Below are 26,465 nucleotides of genomic sequence, written 5' to 3'. Positions count from 1 at the left end.
CTTGAATTAGCTTGGTATCACTCCGTCACGCACTTCTTTGTCAAACAGGTCACGCAATGAATACTCTCGAAGGCCATCTCCCAGTCCGCAGCCCGCTGCATGATATCTTAGCGCCCTCTGGCATTGCCGTAGTAGGCGCTTCTGCAGACCCCACCAAACGGGGCTACAAAGCCATGGTTGGGCTGATTAATGGCGGCTACCAGGGACATATTTACCCCATCAATCCCAAAGCCGATCACATTTTAGGCGTGCAGGCGTGGCCTTCACTCACCGAGATGCCTGGCTGCCCTGAGCTTGCGCTGCTGTGTACGCCTGCCGCCACCGTGCCTGCGCTGATTGCCGAGTGTGGCCGCCGGGGGGTGAAAGGGGCGGTGATTCTGGCCAGCGGGTTTGGCGAAACCGGCGAAGAGGGGGCAGCGCTGGAGGCACAGATGATGGAGATCGCCCGTGCCCACGGAGTGCGTATCATCGGCCCAAACACTTCTGGCATGTTTAACCTGCACCACCAAATTAACTTGCTGGCGCTGGATAACGTCAAGCCGGGTGATATCGGCATTGTGTCGCAGTCCGGCAATATGCTGCTCTCTCTTGCGCTGGAAGCCCAGCATAACGGGCAAGTGGGGTTCAGCACCTACGTTGGCCCGGGCAACCAGAGCGATATCGGCTTTAACGATTACCTGCGCTATTTAGGGGAGGACGAGCACACTCGCGTGGCTACGCTCTACGTGGAGGGCTTCCGTGATGGGCAGCAGTTTCTGAAAGTGGCCCGTGACGTGACCGCCATGAAGCCGGTGGTGGTGTATAAATCCGGTGCCACCGAGCAGGGCCAAAAGGCTGCCAGCTCCCATACCGGTGCGTTGGCCGGTAGTTATCAAATGACTGTAGACCTGCTGCGCCAGGCAGGCGTTAGCGTGGTGCAGTACTCCGATGAAATTCTGCCCGTGGCGGAAGGTTTGGGAAGGCTGCAAAAAGCCCCCGGTAAGCGCGTGGCGGTGATTTCTGACGGCGGCGGCCAAGCCACCATTGCCGCCGATCGTTTATCGGAGGCGGGCCTGACGCTGGCCGAGCTTTCTGACGCTACCCGCTCGGCACTGCGCGAGGTGCTACTGCCTCAGGCATCTACCCTTAACCCGGTGGACGTGGCGGGCTCCTCGGATGCGAACCCCTCGCTGCTGGCAAGCTGCATTGAGCTGGTGATGGCGGATGAAGGCGTCGATAGCGTCTTTCTGGTCGGCATGCTCGGCGGGTATAGCCTGCGCTTTGCGGAGTCGCTGATGGGCGATGAGATGCGTGGCGCAGAGCGCATGGTAGAGCTTGCTCAAGCCTCCGAGAAGCCGCTGGTGATTTACAGCCTCTACGCACCCATCAAGCCGCCTGCGCTGCGCCGTTTACACGAAGCCGGTTTGCCGGTGTATTCCTCGATTGAGCATGCGGTGCGCGTGCTTGCTGCCTTAGGTGAGCGAGGGGAGTACCTGGCCAGCCAACAAGTACAGGAGACGATAGCGCCCGCCGCGCCAGCGGAAACAGGCAAGGCCATGCTAAAAGCGGCCAAGGCGGAAGGGCGCGATTTACTGGAGTTTGAGGCGAAGGGGCTGCTGGCGGAACACGGTATCGCGGTGCCCGAGGAGTGGTTGGTGCGTCGTGAGGACGAACTCGCCGAGATCGCCCAGCGTACGCAGGGCAAGCCGCTGGCGATGAAGGTGGTCTCGAAAGATATTCTGCATAAATCCGACGCGGGCGGGGTCAAGCTCAACCTGGTGGGTGAAGCCCCACTGCGCGATGCCTTTCAGGCCATTCAGTCAAACGCCCAGGCTTACGACCCGAACGCCCAGATAGAGGGCGTGCTGGTCACGCCAATGGCGGAGAAGGGCGTTGAGGTGATTATCGGCATGCTGCGCGACCCGATTTTCGGCCCGGTGCTGATGTTTGGCTTGGGCGGCATTTTTGTGGAGGTGCTCGAAGACGTGGCCTTCCGCTCGCTGCCGCTGACCCTGCACGACGCGCAATCCATGGTCGATCAACTCAAAGCGCAAAAAGTGCTGGCGGGAGTACGCGGGGCGGCGGGTGTCGATAAGCAGGCGCTAGTGTCACTGCTGATGCAGGTATCCCAATTGGTGGAGGCCTACCCGGAGATTAGCGAGCTAGACTTGAACCCGGTGATTGCCTATCCGAAAGGTCATTCTGCCGCTAACTATGCCATCGTCGATGCACGAATCATCGTGGAGCGCCAATCATGAGCCAAACGCTACCTGAATTAACCGACGCTACCCTAACGCTGGAAAACCGTGTGGCAACGCTCACGCTTAACCGCCACGACGTGCGCAATGCGCTTACCGGCACGGCGCTGGTGGATGATATCGTCGCCACCGCCGCATGGGTGAACCGTTGCCAGGACGTCTCGGTGCTGGTGATCACCGGAACGGGGAGCGCTTTCTGTGCCGGGGGTAATGTAAAAGACATGGCCGAACGCAGCGGCGACTTTGCGGGGGACGTAGCCGAAGTCGCTGAGCGCTATCGGCAAGGGATTCAGCGAATGCCCCTGGCACTTAATCAGGTAGAAGTGCCCATCATCGCCGCCGTGAATGGTGCAGCGATTGGTGCCGGGTTTGATTTGGCCAATATGGCGGATCTGCGTATTGCATCCCGTAAGGCGAGCTTTGGGGAGACGTTTCTCAACCTAGGCATCATCCCCGGCGATGGCGGGGCGTGGTTCATGCAGCGCCAAATTGGCTACCAGCGTGCCTTTGAACTAACCCTTTCAGGCCGGGTGATCAGCGCTGATGAAGCGCTTGCCTACGGTGTAGTGCTGGAAGTCGTGGAGCCGGAGCAGCTGATGGAGGCCGCTTTGGCACATGCCAAGCGCATCGCGGCCCAGCCGCCGAAAGCAACGCGCCTCACCAAGCGGCTCATGAAAATGGCCCCGGATATGGAGCTAAAGCCGTTTCTGGATGTGTGCGCCGTGTTCCAAGGCATGTGCCACAACGAGCCGGAACATCTAGAAGCCGTTGAGCGGTTACTGGCACGAATGAAACGCTAACCCGCGCGCTATTTTTTCCTATTTTTCAGTGCTTGTACGGCTGTATAGTCATCGCCTAATGTGATGCTGAACACTCCGCACTTTCCGTGTCAGGGAAGAGGAGCGACAACATAGGGAGATGGCACGCACATGACTCTGGAAAGCATAGGACTCTCTCCCAGCACGCTGGTATTCATCGTGCTGGGGCTCACGCTAGTCGCCTTTATTTGGGGCCGTTTCCGCTACGACTTGGTGGCCTTGGCTGCCTTGCTAGGCTCGGTGATGCTGGGGCTGGTGCCTGCGGATGACGCCTTTGCAGGCTTTGGCCATCCGGCGGTGATTACCGTGGCGGCGGTGCTGGTGTTAAGCCGTGGCTTTGAGCGCTCTGGGGTGGTGGATGTCATCGCCAATCAGGTGCTCAAAGTGGGCGAGCGCCTAATGCTACAACTGCTCGTGCTCGTGGGTACCGTGGTCGTGCTGTCTGGGGTGATGAATAACGTAGGGGCGCTGGCGCTGCTGTTGCCAGTCGCGATACGTCTTGCCCGTGAACACAATACGTCTCCTTCACTGCTGCTAATGCCGCTGGCATTTGGCTCTCTGCTGGGAGGGCTGACCACGCTGATTGGTACGCCGCCCAATATTATTATTTCTGCCTACCGGGGCAATATTACCGGCGAAAACTTCGGCATGTTTAGCTTCTCGCCAGTCGGCGTTGTGGTGGCTCTGGTGGGCTTGGCTTTTATTGTGCTGGTAGGCTGGCGCTTGACCCCCAAACGCAGTGGGCAGGCGGCGGCAGACGATATGTTCGATACCGCCAACTATCTAGTAGAGCTAAATGTTACTGAAGACTCCAAAGCTAATGGGCTCACCCTTCAACAATTGCGCGATGAGCTGGATGAGACCATCCCTGTCTTAGCGGTGGTGCGTGAAGATAATCGCCGGGCGGGCTACCAGTTTCACGGCGTGCTTCGTGAGGGTGACATCCTGCTGCTGGAAGCCGGCCCCGATGAGCTGAAGCTGCTGGAGGACAAAGTGGGTCTTAGCGCCATTGCCGAACCTGAAGAGCCAGAGGACGGGCAGGAGCAGCGCGAGGACGCGGAGAAGAGCGATGAACGTCAGCCGGTCGATACCGAAGGCCTACAGCTCATTGAAGCTGTTGTTCGCAATGATTCGATGATGATTAATCGCAGCGTGCGACAGCTGCGCCTTAACCATCAGTTTGGCTTGCACTTAGTGGCCGTGGCCCGTGATGGTGGCCGCCTGAAGCAGCGCCTGCGCGACATTCGTTTTCAAACCGGCGACGTGCTGCTATTGCAGGGCAGCGAAAACGAAATCGCCGATAGTTTATCGACGCTGGGTTGTTTGCCGCTGGCCAACCGCGAGCTACATTTAGGCCAGCCGCGTAAGCTGGCTATTTCGGTGGGTATTTTCGCGCTAGCGATTGTCGCGATGCTGTTTGATCTTTTGCCCGCGGCTGTTGCGATGAGCACGGCGGCGCTGGTGTCGCTGCTGATTGGCGTGCTGCCCTTGCGGGATGGCTACCAGGCCATTGATGGCCCGGTGATTGTGCTGCTTGCCGCCATGTTGCCGGTGGGTGAAGCGCTGGAGACCAGCGGCGGTGCTGATATCATTGCCGATGCGCTGCTGCGGTTTGGCGTAGAGTGGCCGATTGTCGTTTCCTTGGTAGGGCTATTTCTGCTCTCTATGCTGCTCTCTAACGTAGTCAACAATGCGGCCGCAGCTCTCCTTATGGCACCCATTGCGGCGAGCCTCGCCAACGGCTTCGATGCCTCGCTGGACCCGTTTTTGATGGTGGTAGCCGTCAGCGCCTCCTGTGCGTTTTTAACCCCGATTGGACACCAATCGAATACCCTGGTGCTGGGCCCGGGGGGTTACCGGTTTGGAGATTACTGGAAACTGGGGCTGCCGCTTTCGCTTGTGGTGATGGCCGCAGCCATTCCGGCGATTTTATGGGTGTGGCCGCTCTGACATAGCCCTAGGGTAACGGCAGCACCTGGCCTGTTCGAATGTTCGCGCTATTAGATTCCGAAAATTTTGCTAATCTATTACGCACATAGACCAATAAATATCGAACAGGCCGGGCTTATGAATCAACAGTATCGCCAGGATGCCATCGTCGAACTGGTTCGCCAGCACGGCTATATGAGTATCGAACAGCTCACCGAACACTTCGCGGTCACGCCACAAACCATTCGTCGAGACTTGAACACTCTGGCCAACGAAGGTCGCGTGCGCCGCGTACATGGTGGTGTCGGGGTCGAGTCAAGTACGGTCAATACGGCTTACAGCACCCGCAAAACGTTGCACCTCGAAGAGAAAGAGCGCATTGCCCGCTGCTTGGCACAGCATATACCCCATCATGCCTCTCTGTTCATCAATATCGGGACCAGCAATGAAATGATCGCCCAAGCGCTACTGGAGCACCAAGGTTTGGAGATCATTACCAACAACCTGAATGTGGCGGCGATTCTGCAACACAAAGAGGACTTCACGGTGATCATTGCGGGCGGTCAAGTGCGCTCCCGTGATGGTGGGATCATCGGCGAAGCCACCATTGACTTCATCAATCAGTTCAAAGTGGATTATGGAATCATCGGGATCAGTGGCATCGACGAGGATGGCTCGCTTCTGGAGTTTGACTACCAAGAGGTACGCGTTGCCCAGGCGATCATTGCCAATTCGCGAAGGGTGTATTTAGCCGCAGACTACTCGAAATTCCACCGTAATCCGGTGGTGCGCCAAGGTAACATTTCCCAACTGGATGCGCTGTTTACCGATCGTAAGCCCCCCGAGGCGATTCAACGGCTGCTCACCCAACACGATGTGGCGCTGCGCATTGCTTAGCGCCTGTCACGACAGTGCTCAGGCTTTGGCTAAGGTGGCAGAGTTTCATACTTGAGCATTCCAGGCGCTTAGAGTAGCCTCTGATGATAATAAAACGAAAGAAAACAGACAAAATCGAAAGAACCTACAACAAAGTGAATGCGCTATGTCCTCCTTTATTCTCGCCATCGATCAAGGCACGACCAGCTCCCGCGCGATTCTGTTTGACCGCCAAGGCCAAATAGCGGCAGTTGCCCAGCAAGAGTTTCCTCAACACTTTCCGCAAGATGGGTGGATCGAACACGACCCGGAAGATATCTGGGAATCGGTGATCGCGACCTGCCGGGAAGTGCTCAGCAAAGCCCAGATAACCCCCGAACAAGTGGATGGGGTCGGCATTACCAACCAGCGTGAGACCACGGTGGTGTGGGATCGCGCCACAGGCAAGCCGCTATACAACGCCATCGTTTGGCAAGATCGTCGCACCTCCGAGCGCTGTCAGGCGCTACGCGACGAGGGGCATATTGAGTTAGTACAGTCGAAAACTGGACTATTGATCGACCCTTACTTTTCCGCCACCAAACTGGCCTGGATTCTCGATTGCGTCGAGGGCGCCCGCGAGCGTGCTGCCCGGGGCGAGCTGGCGTTCGGCACCGTCGATAGCTTTTTGATGTGGCGTTTGACCGATGGTAAACGTCACGTGACCGATGCCACCAATGCCTCGCGCACGGCGCTGTTCAACATTCATGACCAAACTTGGGACGAGGAGCTGCTGGCGCTATTTGATGTGCCCGCCAATATGCTCCCCGAGGTGAACGATTCCAGCGATGATTTTGGCACGGTCGAGGCCCACTGGCTGGGCGCGCCGCTGCCGATTGCAGGCGTCGCGGGTGATCAACAGGCGGCGCTGGTCGGGCAGGCGTGCTTTAAACCCGGTATGGGTAAAAGCACTTACGGTACCGGCTGTTTTATGATCGTGAATACCGGGGAAACGGCCTCGGTATCGCGTAATCGCCTGCTGACCACCATTGGCTACCGCATTAACGGCAAGCCCACCTATGCGATGGAGGGCAGCATCTTTGTGGCGGGAGCAACGGTGCAGTGGCTACGAGATGGTTTGAACCTGTTTGCCGATGCCTCGGAAACCGAAGCGCTGGCCCAGAAAACCCGCAGCGGCCACAGCATTTATTTGGTGCCAGCCTTTACCGGGCTAGGCGCGCCCCACTGGGACCCCAAAGCCCGTGGCGCGATTTTTGGCTTAACCCGCGATACCGGCATTGCCGAAATCGTTGCGGCGGGGCTACAGGCTGTGTGTTACCAAACTCGCGATCTGCAGCACTGCATGAACGATGATATGGAGGCTGCACCGGGCAACCTGCGTGTGGATGGCGGTATGGTGAAGAACAGCTGGGTCATGCAGTTTTTGGCCGATATGCTCAATGTCCAAGTTGACCGTCCGACCATTTTGGAAACGACGGCCCTTGGGGCGGCTTACTTGGCAGGGTTACGTCTTGGCTGGTACGACACGCTAGAGGAGATCGAGCAGCTCTGGCGTTGCGAGCGCAGCTTTACGCCGACCATGGAAGAGGAGACCCGTGAAAAGCTCTACCAGGGCTGGTTGGATGCGGTATCCCGTGTGCGCTCTACGTAAACAACGCCGCCGCGAAGCGCCATAGAAGCGCCATAAAAGATGCCGCTGTCGCACAGCGGCGTTTTTTTATGGCGTTTTTTTAACGAAGCCATCGTCCTTGGTCGTATAGAGGAATCGTTATTTAGGAGTAAACTGCATTCGTTTTTAATGAGCAGGCGTTTTTTATCTTTTAAAGACGTGTTAGTTCTTCTCCATTGATTTTTCCCTACCCTTTTAAAACAGTCGTTTAACTCTCTTCTTGAAAGTCTACGTCATCGATAGCGCTTCTATGGGTGTTATGTAGTCAAACTACAACCCAGCCTGCTGCCAATGATGCATTGTGAGCATGGCAGCCGTGAACCATAGTGAAGTCATGGATCAGGGCGGTGTTTTGTTATCCCGATACGTCGCACTTATCCTTGCTACATACCGAGGCGCTGCCGTATTACCAGGGCGCTTAAGGCGAAGGTCTTGTAACGCTTGTGACCGTTTCGCAGTTACCGAACTGGGCACTTACCCGGCCCAGCATGAGTAGCAATGTCACCATTCGTCGTTAATTAAGATGGCTGCTCGATTATTCATACGAAGTATCAAACAATAACGAGCAGCGGCTGACCATACCATGAGGGACTAACCATGAACTGCATCGAATTGAGCCAACAAGCCGACCGTATCGCTAGCTCTTTCAGCAAGCAAGATTTAGCCAAGCTAGTATTGGCGTTGAAGAGCAATCGTGAGTCGCTCCAACATGCCGTCGAAGTTATCGACACCATTGATAGTCGTTCAGGCTGTACGCTGGAAGAAGCATGGGATGAGGTATTAGCGGGCGATTCTCAACTGCTCGTCGAACACGAAGAGTGATGCCTTAACACACTTGCTCACGATATTAATACCCCCTGTTATTGAGTTAGCAGGGGGATTTTTATGTGAGCAAGAGTGACGGTTTAAAATGATCGCTTCTGTTTAAGAGAGCGTTTCAACCGACGGCCGAGACGTATCACGATTCTCTTTGAAGTAGGTGGTAAATCGTTCTTCTGCTTCTTCGCCAAAGAGGACCCGACAGGCCTCTTTTAGGCCTGGCGACTGGCGCAGCTGCTCATGGTGAACGACCAGCGACACCTTGGCGCGGCGGCGTAAGAAGTCTTCCAACTGCGTGATCATCTCATGGTCACGTGCGTGCTCGAGTTCACAGCGGATGTACTCGGTGCCTTCGATCAAAATATCGGCTTCAGAAGGGTCTTGGCGAATTTTCTCAAGCATGGGAATCGCTTGTTCTGCATAACGTCGCCATAGTCTTGAGGAGAGCGGCTCTGAAGAGGTAGCCGCCGTCATGGCATCTAGGTTCATGCGCTTGGCTTGATCCATAAACTGCTGCTTCACCGGCTCGGGCGGCTCGCCATACCAGTGAAAGTTAGGATCGCTGAGCGCCACGCCAAGCGCTTTTACCTCCTCGGCAATTTCATCGCCCACGTTGAGGCAATCAGTGAGCTTGCCGCCAAAGATACTGATATGGGCACTCTCTGGATTGGTATCGATGACATGCTTGCGCGATAGCTGCAGGAAGTCGCGGTCGCTGCCCTGGTCGGCCTTGATGGCGAGAGGGCGTACCCCGCAGCGCGTCGATATGATGTCGGCTTGGGTGAGTGGTTTGTCGAGCGTCAGGCGCTTGTTGATGTTCTCCAAAACGAACGCGATATCGTCGGCGGTGACGTCGACCTCGGGGTGCTCCATATGAGTGTCGGTGGTGCCGATACAGGTGCGGTTGCCCATCGGAATGACGAAGAAGAGCCGCCCATCATCGGCAAAGAACGCCAGCACCCGCTTGGTGTCGGTTAACTGCGGCACAATCAAGTGAATGCCTTTCGAGTAGAGGTGCTGGTGGGACGTTTTTTGCCCCGTCAGGGCATTGTGCTGGTCGACCCAGGGGCCAGCGGCGTTGATCAACACTTTGGAACGAATATTGAAGATACTGCCATCCATTACGTTGCGGGCTTTGGTCACCCAGGTATCGCCTTCGCGTTCGGCCCCCAACGATTCGACGTAGTTGGCCGCCACGGCACCGTAGTTAAGGGCATGGCGTACGAAGTTAAATACGAAGCGAGCGTCGTTATCATGCAGGTAAGCATCTGAGTACTCGAACCCGCCAACGGCACCTTCAATATCGATAATCGGCTCTTCTTGCTTGATCTTTTTGGGCGAGAGCAAGCGCGGTAACTTGGTGAAGCCGTTGCCCATCAGCCAATAAAGCCAGGTGCCCGCCCACAAATAGCGCGGAGAGTGGCGGAAACCTTTGGTAATCGTGGTAAGGAAACGAATTTCTTGAACGGTAGACGGGTAGCTTTTGATTAAGTGGTTGCGGCTTTTGCAGAGCTTACGTACCAGCGCAAAGTCTTTGCTTTCCATGTATTTGATGCCGCCCCAAACCAGGTTCGAGGAGTGCATGCTGGTACTGCCGGCAAAGTCGCCACGGTCGATTAGGGCTACTTTAGCACCTTTGCCCGCAAGAGCAGCGGCGGTTGCTGCACCATTGATGCCGCCACCGATAATCAGTGCGTCAAAGTCATCAGTGTGCAATTTCTCGACATTACGGTTACGCAGTTTCATAGCGGTTCCAATTAATTAAGAAAAAGCCCCGTGTCGGTTGCGGTCTCAACGAGTGGAGAGGGCAACAATGCCCGCCGCTGATGACACCACGGAAAAGGGGCGGGCTGGCGCCCGCCCTATAGGTCTTAGCGGGTGCCGGCCGCCATCCATGCTTCCATCATTTCATCGTAAGGAACGGTGGTGCCTTGCGGCATCTCGTTATCCAGCTTCGCTTTGGGGGCGCCTTCCTGGTCAAGCCAGTACTGCGGGTCGCGTTCTTCGTTCAGCACCGGGGCATAGCTGTCGAAGACGTTGGCCCGTGCCAAGCGGTTCATGGTGTTGTCCATGTCGGCGGCGAGCTTGTCGAGGCCTTCTTGGGGCGTGACTTCACCACTCATCACCGGTGCCAGGTTCTGCCACCACAGCGGTGCCATGCGTGGGTAGTCCGGTACGTTGGTGCCGGTAGGCGTCCAGTTAGACTCGTTGGGGCTGCGGTAGAACTCCACCAGGCCGCCCAGTCGGGGTGCCATTTCGGTCATCTGCTCGGAGAAGATATCCGACTCGCGAATTGGCGTTAGGCCCGCCATCAGTTTTTCCAGCGAGGTGGTTTTCGCCACGGTGAACTGGGCAAACAGCCAAGCGGCCGTGCGGCGATCTTCAGGCGTAGAATCGAAGAAGGTCCAGGCACCTACGTCCTGATAACCCACCTTCATGCCCTCTTCCCAGTAGGGGCCAGTGGGAGAGGGTGCCATGCGCCACAGCGGGTTACCTTCGTCGTCGGTGACGGCAACAGACGGGTCGGTCATGTCAGCGGTGAAGGCGGTGTACCAGAAGATCTGCTGAGCGATATGGCCCTGGGCGGGCACGGGGCCAGCTTCACCAAAGGTCATGCCCTGGGCTTCGGGCGGTGCGAAATCACGCAGCCAATCCACGGCTTTCTGCATGGCGAAGACGGAAGCAGGTGAGTTGGTCGCGCCACCGCGGCTTACGCTTGCGCCGACCGGCTGGCTCTCTTCGTTGACACGAATACCCCAGTCATCCACCGGGTTACCGGACGGTACGCCGGGGCTGCCCATACCTGCCATGGAGAGCCAGGAGTCGTGGAAGCGCCAACCCAAAGAGGGGTCGCGGCGGCCGTAGTCCATGTGACCGTAGACCTTAGTACCGTCGATCTCACCGACATGCTCGGTAAAGAATTCGGCGATATCTTCATAAGCGGTCCAGTTGGTGGGCACGCCTAAATCGTAGCCGTAAATGTCACGGAACTGCTCTTGCAAGTCTTCACGCTGGAACCAGTCATAGCGGAACCAGTACAGGTTGGCGAACTGCTGGGTGGGCAGTTGATAGAGACTGCCATCCGGGCCGGTGCCGTACTGCAGGCCGATGAAATCGTCCAGGTCCAGCGTCGGCAGGGTATAGTCTGCCCACTCGTTCTCCATGGCTTGGGTTAGGTTGATGGTGGTGCCGTAGCGAATATGCGTGCCGATGGAGTCGGTGTCGTTGACGAAGCCGTCGTAGATGCTGTTGCCCGACTGCATCTGGTTCTGCATGGTGTCGACCACGTCACCTTCGCCGATGATGTTATGGGTCAGGTTGATGCCGGTCAGCTCGCTAAACGCGGGAGCGAGCACTTCGCTTTCATACACGTGCGTGGTCAGGCCTTCGGCTACGGTCTGTATATCCATACCGCGGAAGGGTTCGGCAGCCTTGGCGAACCACAGTAGCTCTTCGATCTGCTCTTCACGGCTGAGCGTCGAGTCTTGGAAGTGCTCGTCCACCAAACGCTCGGCGATTGCCCGTGCGTCGTGGTCGTCTGCCATTAGGCTCCCCGAGGCGAGCATTAGGCTAGCGGCGAGGGTAGTGAGTTTGAACTTATTATTACGCATGTTGACCTCGTTTTGTTGTGCTCTTCCTTGATGACGTGAGCGTCCTTGATACCGCCGTACATCCGCTGAGAAAGCCGTCGGCCTAGCCCCAGCGCATCAACACCAGCAGCCATACCGCTGATAGTGCCAGCGCTATCCAAATGGATAGCGTTGTGAAGCCAATCACCCCCAGGTGAATAAACGCGGCGGAGAGCAGGCCGATGAACAGCCGGTCGCCGCGGGTGGTGCTAATGGGTAGAAACCCCTTGCGTTCGACGGTGGGGGATAAGATCTCCCACAGCGTCATCCCTGCTAGCATCGCTGCAATGGATGAAAAGAAAATGGCAGTCGGTGTTGTCCATACCATCCAAGACATAACGGTGCTCCTTAGGTGCGGCCCAGGGCAAAGCCCTTGGCGATATGGTTGCGAACGAAGTACACCACCAAAATGCCCGGCACGATGGTGAGTACACCAGCGGCGGCAAGCGTGCCCCAGTCAATGCCCGATGCGGTGGAGGTCCGCGTCATGATCATGCCGATCGGTTGAGCGTCGGTGGCGGTCAGCGTGCGTGCCAGCAGCAGCTCTACCCACGAGAACATGAACAGGAAGAACAGCGTGACGCCGATACCGGAGCGGATCATAGGAATGAAAATCTTGATAAAGAAGCGCGGAAAGCTATAGCCGTCGATATACGCCGTCTCATCAATCTCTTTTGGCACGCTGCTCATGAAACCTTCGAGAATCCAGATGGCCAGCGGAATATTGAACAAACAGTGGGCCAGGGCCACGGCGATATGGGTATCGAACAAACCTACCGAGTAGTAGAGCTGGAAGTAGGGCAGCAGAAACACCGCAGGCGGTGCCATCAAGTTGGTGAGCAGCCAGAAGAACAGGTGCTTATCGCCAATAAAGCGGTAGCGGCTGAAGGCATAGGCGGCAGGCAGCGCCACGCAAATCGTGATTAGCATGTTGAGCGCTACATACAGCATTGAATTCACATAGCCCATGTACCAGCTGGAGTTAGTGAAAATGCCGATGTAGTTATCAAACGTCAGGTTTTTGGGCCATAGCGTCATGGAGCCCAAAATCTCGCTGTTGGTCTGCAGCGACATATTAATCAGCCAATAAATTGGCAGGATCATCAGGAACAGGTACAGCCCCAGCAGAAACCGTGAACGGAACCGGCTGCGCGCGTTACGTTTGCGCCGCTGTGCCGGGGTGGTCCGGCTAAAAATGGTGTTGTATTTCTCGCCCTGCTGGGCGTTATCTAAGCGGTACATATCATGCTCCCCCGTGCGGGTTCTTATCTTTTTGCATGTGCATGATGGTGGTGTAGAACACCCAGCTCACGAGCAAAATAACCAGGAAGTAGATGATCGAGAACGCGGCAGAGGGCCCCAGATCCTGCTGGCCGATCGCCATAGTCGCGAGTGACTGGCTCAGGAAGGTGGTGGAGCTACCCGGGCCGCCGCCGGTCAGTACAAAGGGCTCGGCGTAAATCATGAACGAGTGCATAAAGCGCAGCAGCACCGCAATGACCAGTACGTTAGTGAGTTTGGGAAGCTGGATGTAGCGGAAGATCGCCCACTTGGAGGCACGATCGATACGTGCTGCTTGGTAGTAAGCCTCGGGGATCGAACGCAGGCCGCTGTAGCAGAGCATCGCCACCAGTGGGGTCCAGTGCCACACGTCCATCAAAATGATCGTCGCCCAGGCATCCCCCGCATTGCGGGTAATGTTGTAGTTGATGCCCAACTCCCGCAGGCCCCAGCCCATCAGACCGATATCGCCACGGGTGAAGATCTGCCAAATGCTGCCCACCACGTTCCAAGGGATCAGAAGCGGCAGGGTAATCAAGATCAGTACGGCAGAGGCCTGCCAGCCGCGCTTAGGCATAATCAGGGCAATGCCAATGCCGAGCGGCACCTGGATGGCCAAAATGGTCAGAGAAAAAAGAATCTGACGCACGAAGGCGTCGCGCAGCGCCGAGTCGTTCAAGATGCTATGAAACCACTCGGTACCGGTGAAGAAGCGCGCATTAGGGCCCAGCACGTCCTGAACCGAGTAGTTGACCACGGTCATCAAGGGGATGATGGCCGAAAAAGCCACCAGTACCAGCATGGGAAGGACCAGCAGCCATGCGCGGTTATTGAGTACTTTATTATTCATGGCCGATCTCCACTAGGTATTCATCGACGTAGAGCGCGATGTGCTGATCGGAAAACACTGCATGAGCAGCGTCACCTACCGGCGCGTGACCTTCAGGCAGGCGCGCTTTGAACAACTGGCCGTTCAAGGTAAAGCTCAGCAGCGAGTAGGTCCCCAAGTCCTGCAGGTTAACCACTTCAACCGGTACGCTGTTTGGCTCCGGCGAGTTGCTGACCGTAATGAACTCCGGGCGAATGCCAAGCTTGATATTGCTGGAGCCTGCGGCGGCCACGCTGCGGCTAACGGCCTCATTCACCGGTAGCGGCAGCTCGCCAAACATTACTTTGCCCGCTTGGTGAGACACGCTCATAAAGTTCATGCCCGGGCTGCCAATGAAGTACCCCACGAAGGTATGCGCCGGTTTTTCGAACAGTTCACGAGGCGTGCCGAACTGCACCACCTGACCGTCGTACATCACCGCAATTTTGTCAGCGAAAGTAGACGCCTCAAGCTGGTCGTGGGTGACGTAGATCATGGTGATATTGAAGCGCTCATGGATCTCTTTGAGCTTACGGCGCAGCTTCCACTTGAGCTGCGGGTCGATCACCGTGAGGGGTTCGTCAAATAGGATGGCAGAGACGTCGTCACGCACTAGCCCGCGGCCCATGGAGACTTTCTGCTTCTCATCGGCGGTGAGGTTTTTGGCTTTCCGGGAGAGGAGCGGCGTGAGGTCGAGGATATCGGCAATTTCCCGAACTTTCGGGTCGACCTTGTACTCGGGGGTGTTCATGTTGCGCAGCGGGAAAGCCAGGTTGTCGTACACCGTCATGGTGTCGTAGATCACCGGGAACTGGAACACCTGGGCGATGTTGCGCTCCTCCGGCGGCAGCTCGTTCACACGGTGACCATCGAACAGTACGTCACCTTCGGAGGGTTCCAGCAGGCCAGAAATAATGTTTAGCAGGGTTGATTTACCGCAGCCCGACGGGCCCAGCAGTGCATAAGCACCGCCCTGGTGCCACACGTGATCCATCTGGCGAATCGCGTAGTCGCTATGGCTGCTAGGGCTTTTGCTATAGCTGTGCGCCAAGCCTTTTAAAGTAATCTCAGCCATGAGCAACGCTCCCTTGAGCAGAAGAGGGGATGTGCACGGTGCTGCCCTGTTTATCGAAGGCGTAGAGCTGATGCGTTGGGAAGTACACGTTGATCGCATCGTTGACGTGAAACTCGTGAATTCCCGCTAAATGCAGCACCAGAGGGAAGCGCTCATGGCGCACGTGTAAGAACGTTTCAGAACCGCTTATCTCGGCGACGTCGACCCTGACTGGCAGCTCGAGATCGTCGACTGACTGGGGTTTGAGGGTGATATGAGAGGCGCGTACGCCAAAGTCGTAATCGCCCGGGGTGAGCCGCTGAAGGCCGGGGTCGCAGGGGAAGTGCAGCGACTGGTCGAAAGTGATTTCCGTTGCGGTCAGCTTTCCGGGCACGATATTAATCGGCGGTTCGGAGAACATCTCGGCGCTATGACGACCGTTGGGCTCACGGTATACCTGTTCGGTGGGGCCGTACTGCAGTAGCTTGCCTTCATGCAGTACCGCCGTATTGCCGCCTAATGCCAGCGCTTCGTTGGGCTCTGTAGTGGCGTAAACGGCAATACAGTTGCGCGCTTTGAAGAGTTCGCGCAGCTCGTCACGCAGCTCTTCGCGCAGTTTGTAATCCAGGTTCACCAGCGGCTCGTCGAACAGAATCAGGTCGGCATCTTTGACTAGCGCCCGGCCCATGGCGGTGCGCTGCTGCTGCCCCCCTGAGAGCTCTTGGGGGTAGCGGTCGAGCAGATGTTCGATATGCAGCATTTCAGCAATACTGCCGACACGCCGATCAATTTCCTGTTGAGGCGTTTTGGCTAGTTTCAGCGGTGAAGCAATATTGTCGCGTACCGTCAGGCTGGGGTAATTGATGAACTGTTGGTAGACCATCGACACGTTGCGTTTGCGAACCGAAACGCCGGTGACATCTTTGCCGTCCATGAAGATACGCCCGCGGGTGGGCTGCTCTAAGCCTGCCATTAGACGCATGAGCGTGGTTTTGCCCGCCAACGTGCGTCCGAGCAACACGTTAAAGGAGCCGGGTTCCAGTTCGAGGTTAACCCCACTGATATGGGTCTGACCCCCGACGACGTGGTCGATATTTTGCAAATGTAAGGACATGCCGATCTCGCTAGCGTCGTTGTTATTGATAGGTGGTATCGATAATTGTGTAGTGCGCTGATCGCGAGGGAGGGTGGTTGGCCGTACTTATTTGCCGATTATTGTGTGGCAACCAACCCATGCGATATTTTCATTAACGAAAGGCTAGTTGATCATTTGCGAACTTGCAACGCTTTTGATGGCCGTTTGTATTCGCTTTTAGGCGTAGAAGAACTCAAAAATAGAGTTTTCAGGGTGAGTAAGAAGCTCGGTTTGCTCAGTCTCCACTACGCCCTATGGCTATAATGTTCGTTTGATTCGTTTTAGAACATGCGGGTGGCATAAAAAACCGGCCCTTGGTGGGCCGGTTGGTCGAGGGCTAAAAGCCATTTACTTAACGCTGGTCTCTGCCTGCGGCGATGCTTTGGCAGGTGCTGCGTTATGGTCGATCAGTGTCGACTTGTCGTTGGCAAACGCGTCGTAAGCAAAGTCATCGACGGTCAGCATTTCCAGCACTTCAGCTTCAAACGTGCGCATAAAGGCGGCGTCTTCTTCATTGATCAAGCCTTTTTCAAGCGCTGCTTCTACACGTGCTTCGGGGTGGAGAGCCGTTTGCGGCAGCTCGCCCTTGGCATAGGCCTTGTTCACCGTGCGGTAAATCACTTCCGCGCGTTCATAATCCCCTAGCAGGGCGTTATAGCGGGCCAGCGGATTGCTAACGGTGCCGTCATCTTTGTCCCAGGTGTTGGCAAGCAGCTTGCTACGCAGCGCGCTATGGGTAGACACTCGCTGGGCAATGTCGCGGGCCAAGTCATCGTGGGGTTTGTTCCAGCGGCGGCCGGTGGGCATCACCACAACTTTCAATACGTTACCCAGCGCGCGGTTTGGCAGATTGTCGAAAATCTCCACAAACGCCTGCTCAGCACGATTGAGCAGGAACTGCAGGCTGTAGTGAAGCAGCGCTTCCTCGCCTTCTACTTTATTGCCGTTATGCCATTGCTTGAGCACCATGGAGGCGAGGTAGAGGTTAGAAAGTACATCGCCTAGACGCGCCGAGAGCATTTCGCGTTTTTTCAGCGTAGAGCCCAAGCTAGCCATGGCGGCATCCGCGCACAGGCCGAAACCAGCTGAGAGGCGAGCGATATCCTGCGCGTAGCTAGCAGCAGGGCCGCTAAACGGAACACTCGGCTTACCCATGCCTAACCCTAGCGTAAAGGCGCGCGCCGCGTTGCCGAAGATTAAGCCTGCATGGGCGAAGAAGGCCTTATCGAAGGCTTTCACATCGTTGGCATCTTTGGCAGCTAGCTCTTCCAGCACGTAAGGATGGCAACGAATCGCGCCCTGACCAAAGATCATCAGGTTACGGGTCATGATGTTCGCGCCTTCAACGGTAATGGCTACCGGGTTCGCGCTATAGCCGATACCCAAGTAGTTGCGCGGGCCAAGCGTCACTGCTTTACCGCCGTGCACGTCCATTGCATCGCTAAGCAGCACGCGCTGAAATTCGGTCAGCTGGCTTTTCAGGATGGCAGAGGGTACCGCTGGCTTTTCGCCATGGTCGATCAGGTTAGCGGTTTGGTACACCGTGGCTGCCGAAATGTAGGCCAATGACGCCATACGTGCCAGGGGCTCTTGCACGCCTTCCATCTCTGCGACCGGTACGTTGAACTGACGACGCACGCGGGTAAAGCCGCCGCTCCAGCCCAGCGCGTAACGCGCGGTGCCGGTGGCGCCCGAAGGCAGCGTGATGCAGCGGCCAATCGAGAGACACTCCACCAGCATACGCCAGCCTTGGCCAATCATATCCGGGCCACCGATAATGGTGTCCAGCGGTACGAACACGTCTTTACCCTTAATCGGGCCGTTCATAAACGGGCTGCCAATCGGGTGGTGGCGACGGCCAATGTCCATACCCTGAGTATCGCGGGGGATCAGCGCCAGGGTAATGCCCCGATCTTCTTCGTCGCCCAGCAGGTTTTCCGGGTCGAAGAGGCGGAATGCCAGGCCAACCACGGTGGCAATGGGCGCCAGGGTGATCCAGCGCTTCTCAAAGTTCAGGCGCACGCCCACGACTTCTTCGCCATTAATGACTTGCGTACACACCACGCCGGTATCTGGAAGGGAAGTCGCATCTGAACCTGCGCGGGGGCCGGTGAGGCCGAAGCAGGGGATTTCACGACCATCGGCTAGGCGCGGCAGGTAGTGGTCTTTCTGCTCTTGGGTGCCGTACTTCAGCAGCAGTTCGCCAGGGCCGAGAGAGTTGGGCACGCCTACAGTCACCATCAGGGTTTCGTTGGCGGAGAGCTTCTGCAGCACCATGGATTGCGCCTTGGCAGAGAAGCCCAAACCGCCGTACTCCTTCGGAATAATCATGCCGAAGAAGCCTTCTTTTTTCAGGTAGTCCCATAGCTCTTGGGGCAGGTCGGCACGCTCACGGGCGATATCCCAGGCGTTGCACATGCCAGCGGCTTTTGAGCACTGGTTGTCTAAAAACGCCTGCTCTTCGTCACTTAGGCCATCGTCTTTGAAGTCGAGCAGCGATTGCCACTGGGGCTTACCTGAAAAAAGCTCGCCATCCCAGGAAACGCTGCCCGCTTCCAGCGCGGTGCGCTCGGTAGCCGATACTTTCGGCGCTACTTTTTTGAAAGTGGCAAAAATACGCGGGGTTAGCCATTTACTGCGCAGTGCAGGAAGGCCCACCACGGCTACTGCGGCGGCGGCAATGAGTAGCAAGGTGCCTATGATCGGTGCGCCTAACACAACGCCAATTAAGCCCAGTACGCCTAGTAGGGCAAGGGCAGCGGTGGCACCTGCCTCGCGGCGCATCACCACGAGCAAGCCCGCAACGGCCAGCACGATGAGTAGTAAGGTGAGCATGGGGTATCTCCGTGGATGGTTGTTAATGAGCGTATTTAAACGTATGTTTGAATATTCGCAGAGTCAAGATGCTTAGTGCAAGCCTTTCACCGTTATACGTTCGCTTTATATCTTCAATGTAGCGCAGTTAAGACATAAAAAAACGCCATGGCGCGGAACCATGGCGTTTTGACGCAGCGGGTCGATAAGCCCGCACTCGTCTCAGGCTACGATGCCTGTTTGGCAGGCGCGCCGTTGGCGACGTAGTAATCTACGCTGGCACGGGGCAGGGGCTCGCGACCGCGAATACGGTCGGCGATTTTTTCGGCCAGCATGATGGTGGGAGCATTCAGGTTGCCGGTTGGAATGACCGGAAATAGTGATGCATCCACCACGCGCAGTCCTTCGAGCCCATGTACCCGGCCTTGGGCATCGGTCACCGCCATGTCACCTTCGCCCATGCGGCAGCTGCCGCAGGGGTGATAAGCAGTTTCGGCGTGCTGCTTGACGAAATTGTCGAGCTCTTCATCGCTCTGCACGTCCGGGCCGGGGGAAATTTCCCGGCCTCGGTATCGGTCGAAGGCGGGCTGGGCGATGATCTCGCGAGTTAGGCGAATCGCGTCGCGGAACTCTTCCCAATCCTTCTCTTTGGCCATGTAATTGAACAGAATGCTCGGTGCCGCGTGGGGGTCTTTAGATGTCAGACGAATACGGCCGCGGCTTTCTGAACGCATGGAACCGACGTGTGCCTGGAAGCCATGCGCTTGAACGGCACTCTTGCCGTTATAGCTAATGGCGATAGGCAGGAAGTGGTACTGCAGGTTTGGCCACTCCTCGTCATCGCGGCTACGGATGAAGCCACAGGACTCGAACTGGTTGCTTGCGCCCACACCAGTGCCTTTGAACAGCCACTCTGCACCGATTTTTGGCTGGTTGTACCACTTCAGCGCCGGGTAGAGCGAAATGGGCTCCTTGCACTCGTACTGAATGTACATCTCCAGATGGTCTTGCAGGTTTTCGCCGACGCCGGGCAGTTCATGTACGACAGGAATGCCCAGCTCTTTCAGCCACTCTGGGTTACCTACGCCAGAGCGCTGGAGAATTTGCGGGGAGGCAATCGCACCACCGCACAGCAGCACTTCGCGACGCGCGCGAGCCTGCTTGGGCTGGCCTTTCTGCTCGTAGCGGACGCCGACGGCGCGCTTACCCTCGAATTCGATCACGTCGGTGACGGCGCGGGTTTCGATGGTCAGGTTACTGCGCTGTTTGGCCGTGTCCAGGTAGCCACGAGCGGTGGAGGCGCGGCGACCTTTCGGCGTTACGAAGCGGTCCATCGGGCCGAAGCCCTCTTGTTGGTAGCCGTTGACGTCCTCGGTTTCTGGGTAGCCGGCTTGCTTGCCCGCCTCTATAAAAGTGCGGTAAAGCGGGTTATTGCCCGCTTTGGGAGTGGTCACGCTGACGGGCCCGTCGCCACCGTGGTAGTCGTTCGGGCCGATATCGCGGGTTTCGCTCTTTTTGAAGTAGGGCAGACAGCTTAAATAATCCCACTCCTCCAAATCGGGCTGTTTGGCCCAGTGGTCGTAATCAAGCGCGTTGCCGCGGATGTAGCACATACCGTTGATCAGCGAGGAGCCGCCTAGGCCTTTGCCACGCCCGCACTCCATACGGCGATTGTCCATATGAGGTTCGGGGTCGGTTTCGAACGCCCAGTTATAACGCTTGCCCTGTAGTGGGTAAGCCAACGCTGCGGGCATTTGGGTGCGAAAATCGAAACGGTAGTCAGGGCCACCGGCTTCCAACAGCAGCACGCTGACATCGCTGTCTTCGGTCAGGCGCGTGGCCAGCACGTTACCTGCTGAACCGGCACCGATGATAATGTAATCAAACTCAGTTGCTTGAGACATAGCGGTTCTCTCATCCAGAAAGGGGAGTTCGGTGTACGAAAGCTGGGCTCAGCCTTTAAAACACCGACTCGAACGGCCCCATCTCGATCTGTACGGACTTGGTCTGGGTGTAGTGATTGAGCGTCTCGACGCCGTTCTCGCGACCAATGCCCGACTCCTTGTAACCGCCTACCGGCATCTCCGACGGCGACTCTCCCCAGGTGTTGATCCAGCAGATGCCGGCTTCCAGCTGGTGAATCACACGGTGCGCGCGGTTCAGGCTTTCGCTGAAGACGCCGGCGGCTAGGCCGTACTTGGTGTTGTTGGCGCGGCGGATGACTTCCTCTTCGTCGTCGAAGGCGAGTACTGACATTACCGGGCCAAAGATCTCCTCTTTGACGACACGCATCTCGTCGGTGCAGTCAGTGAATACCGTGGGGGCCGCCCAGGCGCCTTTGGCCCATTCGCCGCTGTTCCACGCGTCGCCACCGGCCAGCACGCGTGCGCCTTGCTCTTTGCCGAGCGCGATGTAGGAGAGCACTTTTTCCTGATGCTCGAAGCTGACAAGCGGACCGAAATTGACGCTCGGATCCATCGGGTCGCCTGCTTTGATGCGTGCCACGCGCTCTACTAGCTTGGCTTCGAACGCCTCTTTGACGCTGCGCTCAACGAACACGCGAGTGCCGTTGGTGCAGATTTGGCCGCTGGAGTAGAAGTTCGCCATCATGGCGGCATCGGCTGCGCGGTCGAGGTCGGCATCCGCGAAGACAATTAGCGGAGATTTGCCGCCGAGTTCCATTGTCACGTCTTTCAGCGTGGAACCACCGGCAGCGGCCATGACTTTTTTGCCTGTGCCCACTTCACCGGTAAACGAGACTTTGGCAATGCCTTCGTGCTCGGTCAGCATGGCGCCGACGCGACCATCGCCCTGTACCACGTTAAATACACCGTCGGGCAAGCCTGCTTCAGTGAAGATTTCGGCAAGCTTAAGCGCCGTTAGCGGTGTGACTTCACTGGGCTTGAACACGATGGCGTTGCCAGCGGCGAGTGCCGGAGCCGCTTTCCAGCAGGCGATTTGAATCGGGTAGTTCCAGGCACCAATGGCGCCGATCACACCTAGCGGCTCGCGGCGGGTGTAAACAAACGAGCTATCGCGCAGGGGAATTTGGCTGCCCTCAATCGCCGGGGCAAGGCCTGCGTAGTACTCTAGAGCATCGGCACCGGTCACGATATCGACGCTGGCGGTTTCGCTGATGGGCTTGCCAGTATTGCGGGTTTCCAGCTCGGCAAGCTCGTCGTTGCGTTCACGAAGAAGCGCCACGGCACGTAGCAGGATGCGCGAGCGCTCCATGCCAGTCATCGCGGCCCATTCACGCTGGCCACGCTGTGCTGCCTGAACGGCGCTGTCGACATCGGCTTGGCTTGCCTGACCAATCGTGGCCAGCAGACTGCCATCATAAGGATTGGTAACGGTAAATGTTTCGCCGGAGGTGGCATCAACCGGGCGACCACCAATATAGAGGGGTTGTGCGCTTTGAGCGGTCATGTTGATCTCCTTATTTAAAATCGGCAGTGGATGCGTCTTGATAGCATCCGTAATGAGTCAGTAACTGGTCGAGATAGGTGTGCGCAAGATAGCGCGCTTCTGCGGCATCCAGGCCTTCAGGCGTTAACGCACCGCGCAGCCATAAACCATCGATCATGGCGGCTAGGCCACGAGCGGCGTTGCGGGCATCCGCTTTGGGCATGACACGTTGAAATTGATGACATAGGTTGGCGTAAAGACGACGGTCGTTCACATACTGAAGCCGCTGAAGTACGGGCTTGTGCATGCTGCTGGCCCAGAAGGCTAACCACGTCTTAGCGGCGGGTCCGGTGACCTGGGTGCGATCAAAGTTGCCTTCAATAATGGCGCCAATGTGCGCACGCGGTGAATCGTCTTCTAAGGCATGGCGCCGCGCGGCGACGGCATCGCTTAAGTCCGTCAAAATTTGTCGCATCGTGGCTTCGAGCAGGCCATCTTTACCGCCAAAGTAGTGGCTGATAATGCCTGCGGAAACCCCCGCGTGACGGGCGATGCGCATCACCGTCGCTTCTGCAAGGCCAACCTCATCAATGGCCGCCATGGTGGCCTTGATTAACTGCTGGCGGCGTATTGGTTCCATTCCCACCTTAGGCACAGCTATCTCCTAATGACGTTGAATGCCCATTGGCTCCTCACCTTGAAAAGCAGGAGTAGGCATGGTTACCTGAATATAATGGCATTTTTTTATTGAACGTTCAATCAATAAAAGTATGCCTGATCGCTTCTCACCTCTGCATCTGTTGTTTGCAGAGCGTGTGTCAATAAAACAGATCATGAGGGAAGAGCTTTATGAAACAAGTAACAACGCGTCGTTTGGGTACTTTATTTGTCACCGCTTTTTTACCCGTCTCGGCTTTTGCTAATGAATGCAGTAGCGTTCGTTTTGCTGAGGTGGGTTGGACTGATATTACGGCGACCACAGCGCTGGCCAGCGAAGTACTCGAAGCGCTTGGCTACGAGCCGCGTGTAGATACCGTCTCGGTTCCCATCGCTTATGCAGGTATGCGTAATAACGATTTTGATGTGTTTTTGGGTAACTGGATGCCGTCGATGGCCTCTATCAGTGACCCCTATATTGAGCGTGGAGAAGTGGAGCGCTTAGTCGCCAACCTTGAAGACGCTAAATATACCTTGGCGGTGCCTCAGTATGTGTATGACGCTGGCGTGACTTCTGTTAACGATTTAGCCGAGCACGCAGAGCAGTTTGAGCAACGCATTCACGGCATTGAAGCAGGTAATGACGGTAACGAACTCATCCAGCAGATGATTGATGATGACGCCTATGGGCTAGGTGACTGGCAAGTAATCGACTCCAGCGAGGCGGGCATGCTGGCCGAGTTGAGCGCTCGGGTTCCCAATGAAAAGTGGATGGTTTTCCTGGGTTGGGAGCCGCACCCCATGAACACCAATTTCGAGATGGCGTACCTGTCTGATGCAGACGACTATTTTGGTCCGAATCTTGGCGGCGCGACGGTCTACACTAATACTCGCACTGGTTTCGTCGAGTCCTGCCCAAACGTCGGTGAGTTGCTGAGCAACATGACGTTCACGCTGGAGATGGAAAACCAGCTGATGAGTGCCATCATGGACGAGGGGGGCGAGCCTCGCGAAGCGGCGCGTGACTATCTGAGTGCACATCCCGATGTATTGGAGGCGTGGTTGGAAGGCGTGACGACGCGTGATGGCGACGACGCATTACCTGCCGTACAGTCGGCGTTGTAAGCGCGTTCGTCGAAGGTATGAAAAGGCAGGCCATTTCGGCTTGCCTTTTGCCGCTAATATAGGCATACTCTGCACCCGCTGATGTCGGAAAGGCTACGTAGCTCAGTTGGTTAGAGCACATCACTCATAATGATGGGGTCCCCTGTTCAAATCAGGGCGTAGCTACCAATCAGCGTCAGTATGCATTCAAACGCATGCGACTATGGTGGCCCCTTAGGTCCTCCCGCAACGCTAAACTGCGAACCCCGCCAGGCCCGGAAGGGAGCAACGGTAGTGGTGGCTGCGTGTGCCGGGATGTGGCTTTTGGGGTCGCCTCCATTTCTAGCCTTCCCTACGCGACGTCACATAGTCTAAATTAATTTCTATCAATGAGTCGGCTGTAAGGTTGGCTGCAATCATATCGTTGCACCTCAATGATTTATGAGATCTTCAATGCCCCTGACCGTGGGCATCCACTTTTCTGTTGACCGATGTCGAGGTCGGGAAAAAGTGGCTGGTGTTTTCTATTTAAGTTAAGTTGTAGCAGCCTTAGGGTTAATGGTGGGTTGAAAATGTGGGACCTTCGGCTGCCCCGTTAGGGAGAGAGGGCGACTACTTAATCTGCTGTTCGGTGAAGCGCTGCATGATGGTGAGCGTCTTATCGCTGACGTGATGCTCCATCCCTTCGGCATCAATTCTTGCCGTGCTGTCATCTACGCCGAGCGCCCGTAAAAAGTGCAATACAATGTCGTGGCGGGCGCGGGACGTTTCCGCCATTTTCTGACCCTCTTCGGTCAAAAAAAGCGAGCGATAGGGCTTGCTGGTCACTAATCCTAGTTCATTCAAGCGACGAATCATTTTCGATACGGTTGCTTGGCTTACTGCCATACGATTGGCGATATCGGCGGCGCGTGCCTCGCCACGATGCCGAATTAAATCGCCAATTAGCTCGACATAATCTTCGATCAGCTCGGTTTCGTGTGCGTTGCGCACCGTTTCATACTGCTGTGCGTGCTGTTCCACAGGCGGTAGTGCATCACCACTGTGTCCAGAGGGGGAGGAGGTGCGCCGCTGTTGGTGATCACTCATTGGCAAAGGTTATCAAAGTTAGTGGAAGCGTTAATTGGCGATGGTAGCGCATTTTTGAAGATAATTGTTAGCCAAGGCTAAACTGTTTGCACATTGCTTTTTTGTTGAGCTAAAGTTATCTGTAACACGAGCCTAGCACAGAAGAGAGATCCAGTGGCTAAACCATACTTGCTAGCAGCTTTGAGCGTGCCGTTCGCCTGGTGTGGCGTTGTGACCAGTGCTCAGGCCGATGAGTTGCAAAATCCGCCCATCGAGATTGCCGTGACGTTTTCAGTTCTTGGCGACTTGGTGAAGAAAGTGGCCGGCGATGATGCGAACGTCACGGTGCTGACACCGATCAACGCCGAAGTGCACGAGTGGGAGCTAACCCCAGATAATTTTGCTGCGCTCGAGGACGCCGACATCGTTTTTTATAACGGCTATCAGCTCGAGCAGTGGATGCGCCAAGTATCGGCGACGGTCAACGATGACATACCTATGATCGCCGTGGCAGAGGCGTCGGGTTACCCGACGCAAACGATCGTCACCGGTGAGATGGAAGGCGACGTGGACCCACACCTGTGGATGGACCCGCGGGCTGCCAGTGCCTATGTGCAAGCCATTGCCAACACGTTGGAGGATAGCCTGCCCCATCAAGCCGATGCGATTCAGCAGCGTGCAGCGGCACTGGAAGCGCAACTGCACGACCTACATGTCGAGCTTCAAGAAACGCTCGAAGCCATTCCCGAAGAGCGCCGCGTGCTGCTCTCCAGTGAAGCAGCCTTTCTCTACTTTGCCGACGCGTATCGGTTCGAGCACGACGGCATTTGGGGGACCAATGCCGAAACAGAGGGCTCTCCGCGTCAGTTGATGCGGGTCATCGACCGAATCAACGAGCGTCAACCGGCGGCACTGTTTTGGGAAAGCACGATTTCTGACCGCCATGTGACCAGTATCGCACGTGATACGGGGCTTCCCGTTGCCGGGCCGCTGTATGTCGACTCGTTGAGTGAGCCTGACGGGGAGGCTGCCGATTACTTTGCCATGCAGCGTCATAACGTTGCCTTGCTGCGTCGCTACTTGGCTAGCGAGTAAATCA

At 56.5% G+C, this 26,465-nt stretch carries 20 protein-coding genes, 1 tRNA gene and 1 other RNA gene; 10 read left to right on the top strand and 12 right to left on the bottom strand.

Features of this window, described 5'->3' with window-relative positions:
* Positions 1 to 56: 56 nt before the first annotated feature.
* From NH344_RS02295 to NH344_RS02270, 6 genes are all read left to right on the top strand, one after another.
* Positions 57 to 2,237, top strand: coding sequence for an acetate--CoA ligase (locus NH344_RS02295; RefSeq protein WP_253027486.1), 2,181 nt, complete (start codon positions 57 to 59; stop codon positions 2,235 to 2,237).
* Positions 2,234 to 3,037 (top strand): enoyl-CoA hydratase-related protein, encoded by an 804-nt coding sequence (locus NH344_RS02290; protein ID WP_044628037.1) that lies wholly within the window; start codon positions 2,234 to 2,236, stop codon positions 3,035 to 3,037. Before NH344_RS02295 ends, NH344_RS02290 begins: the two co-directional genes overlap by 4 nt.
* 129 nt (positions 3,038 to 3,166) lie before the next feature.
* A complete protein-coding gene (locus tag NH344_RS02285) occupies positions 3,167 to 5,005 on the top strand; it encodes an SLC13 family permease (RefSeq protein ID WP_253027485.1) in 1,839 nt (612 codons plus the stop codon).
* 117 nt (positions 5,006 to 5,122) lie between these two features.
* Entirely contained in the window at positions 5,123 to 5,881 is a 759-nt protein-coding gene (locus NH344_RS02280) for a DeoR/GlpR family transcriptional regulator (protein ID WP_044628035.1), read from the top strand.
* Between the two features lie 145 nt (positions 5,882 to 6,026).
* Positions 6,027 to 7,511, top strand: coding sequence for a glycerol kinase GlpK (gene glpK, locus NH344_RS02275; RefSeq protein ID WP_044628034.1), 1,485 nt, complete (start codon positions 6,027 to 6,029; stop codon positions 7,509 to 7,511).
* A gap of 615 nt (positions 7,512 to 8,126) precedes the next feature.
* Positions 8,127 to 8,351, top strand: a complete 225-nt coding sequence (locus tag NH344_RS02270) for a hypothetical protein (RefSeq protein WP_044628033.1) — start codon at positions 8,127 to 8,129, stop codon at positions 8,349 to 8,351.
* Positions 8,352 to 8,453: 102 nt separating this feature from the next.
* Here the strand turns inward: NH344_RS02270 and NH344_RS02265 are convergent, their stop codons facing one another.
* The 11 genes from NH344_RS02265 to betI form a co-directional block, all read right to left on the bottom strand.
* Entirely contained in the window at positions 8,454 to 10,094 is a 1,641-nt protein-coding gene (locus NH344_RS02265; protein ID WP_044628032.1) for an FAD-dependent oxidoreductase, read from the bottom strand.
* Positions 10,095 to 10,219: 125 nt separating this feature from the next.
* Positions 10,220 to 11,959, bottom strand: coding sequence for an ABC transporter substrate-binding protein (locus NH344_RS02260; RefSeq protein WP_044628031.1), 1,740 nt, complete (start codon positions 11,957 to 11,959; stop codon positions 10,220 to 10,222).
* An 82-nt stretch (positions 11,960 to 12,041) separates the two neighbouring features.
* Positions 12,042 to 12,314 (bottom strand): DUF2160 domain-containing protein, encoded by a 273-nt coding sequence (locus NH344_RS02255; RefSeq protein ID WP_044628030.1) that lies wholly within the window; start codon positions 12,312 to 12,314, stop codon positions 12,042 to 12,044.
* Positions 12,315 to 12,325: 11 nt separating this feature from the next.
* Positions 12,326 to 13,219 carry a carbohydrate ABC transporter permease gene (locus tag NH344_RS02250; protein ID WP_044628029.1) on the bottom strand — a complete coding sequence of 298 codons (894 nt, stop codon included), beginning with the start codon at positions 13,217 to 13,219 and terminating at the stop codon, positions 12,326 to 12,328.
* 1 nt (position 13,220) lies between these two features.
* Entirely contained in the window at positions 13,221 to 14,108 is an 888-nt protein-coding gene (locus NH344_RS02245; RefSeq protein WP_044628028.1) for a sugar ABC transporter permease, read from the bottom strand.
* A complete protein-coding gene (locus NH344_RS02240) occupies positions 14,101 to 15,201 on the bottom strand; it encodes an ABC transporter ATP-binding protein (protein ID WP_044628027.1) in 1,101 nt (366 codons plus the stop codon). Before NH344_RS02240 ends, NH344_RS02245 begins: the two co-directional genes overlap by 8 nt.
* A complete protein-coding gene (locus tag NH344_RS02235) occupies positions 15,194 to 16,294 on the bottom strand; it encodes an ABC transporter ATP-binding protein (protein WP_044628026.1) in 1,101 nt (366 codons plus the stop codon). Before NH344_RS02235 ends, NH344_RS02240 begins: the two co-directional genes overlap by 8 nt.
* Positions 16,295 to 16,663: 369 nt before the next feature.
* Positions 16,664 to 19,150 carry an acyl-CoA dehydrogenase gene (locus NH344_RS02230; protein WP_044628025.1) on the bottom strand — a complete coding sequence of 829 codons (2,487 nt, stop codon included), beginning with the start codon at positions 19,148 to 19,150 and terminating at the stop codon, positions 16,664 to 16,666.
* Between the two features lie 206 nt (positions 19,151 to 19,356).
* The gene (gene betA, locus NH344_RS02225; protein ID WP_044628024.1) at positions 19,357 to 21,033 is read right to left on the bottom strand and encodes a choline dehydrogenase; all 1,677 of its coding nucleotides are present in this window, start codon (positions 21,031 to 21,033) and stop codon (positions 19,357 to 19,359) included.
* 55 nt (positions 21,034 to 21,088) lie between these two features.
* Positions 21,089 to 22,558 (bottom strand): betaine-aldehyde dehydrogenase, encoded by a 1,470-nt coding sequence (gene betB, locus NH344_RS02220; protein ID WP_044628023.1) that lies wholly within the window; start codon positions 22,556 to 22,558, stop codon positions 21,089 to 21,091.
* 10 nt (positions 22,559 to 22,568) lie between these two features.
* Entirely contained in the window at positions 22,569 to 23,192 is a 624-nt protein-coding gene (gene betI, locus NH344_RS02215) for a transcriptional regulator BetI (RefSeq protein ID WP_175565760.1), read from the bottom strand.
* A 194-nt stretch (positions 23,193 to 23,386) separates the two neighbouring features.
* On the opposite strand from betI, the gene NH344_RS02210 reads away from it, so the two are divergent.
* The 3 genes from NH344_RS02210 to ffs all read left to right on the top strand — a co-directional run bounded on the left by NH344_RS02210 (position 23,387) and on the right by ffs (position 24,628).
* Positions 23,387 to 24,319 (top strand): choline ABC transporter substrate-binding protein, encoded by a 933-nt coding sequence (locus tag NH344_RS02210; RefSeq protein WP_044628021.1) that lies wholly within the window; start codon positions 23,387 to 23,389, stop codon positions 24,317 to 24,319.
* A 91-nt stretch (positions 24,320 to 24,410) separates the two neighbouring features.
* A tRNA-Met gene (locus NH344_RS02205) sits at positions 24,411 to 24,487 on the top strand.
* Positions 24,488 to 24,531: 44 nt separating this feature from the next.
* Positions 24,532 to 24,628: signal recognition particle sRNA small type (ffs, locus tag NH344_RS02200), an RNA gene on the top strand.
* Between the two features lie 282 nt (positions 24,629 to 24,910).
* On the opposite strand, the gene mntR is transcribed toward ffs, so the two are convergent.
* Positions 24,911 to 25,387, bottom strand: coding sequence for a manganese-binding transcriptional regulator MntR (mntR, locus tag NH344_RS02195; RefSeq protein ID WP_054641501.1), 477 nt, complete (start codon positions 25,385 to 25,387; stop codon positions 24,911 to 24,913).
* 153 nt (positions 25,388 to 25,540) lie between these two features.
* On the opposite strand from mntR, the gene NH344_RS02190 reads away from it, so the two are divergent.
* Complete coding sequence (locus NH344_RS02190; protein ID WP_058577761.1) at positions 25,541 to 26,461, top strand: metal ABC transporter substrate-binding protein; 921 nt, start codon at positions 25,541 to 25,543, stop codon at positions 26,459 to 26,461.
* The last annotated feature ends 4 nt before the right edge of the window (positions 26,462 to 26,465 follow it).

This window comes from Halomonas sp. Ps84H-12, from assembly GCF_024124725.1.
GTDB lineage: Bacteria > Pseudomonadota > Gammaproteobacteria > Pseudomonadales > Halomonadaceae > Vreelandella > Vreelandella aquamarina.
Note: the sequence above shows the minus strand (reverse complement) of the source record. Positions and strands in the feature narration are given on the sequence as shown.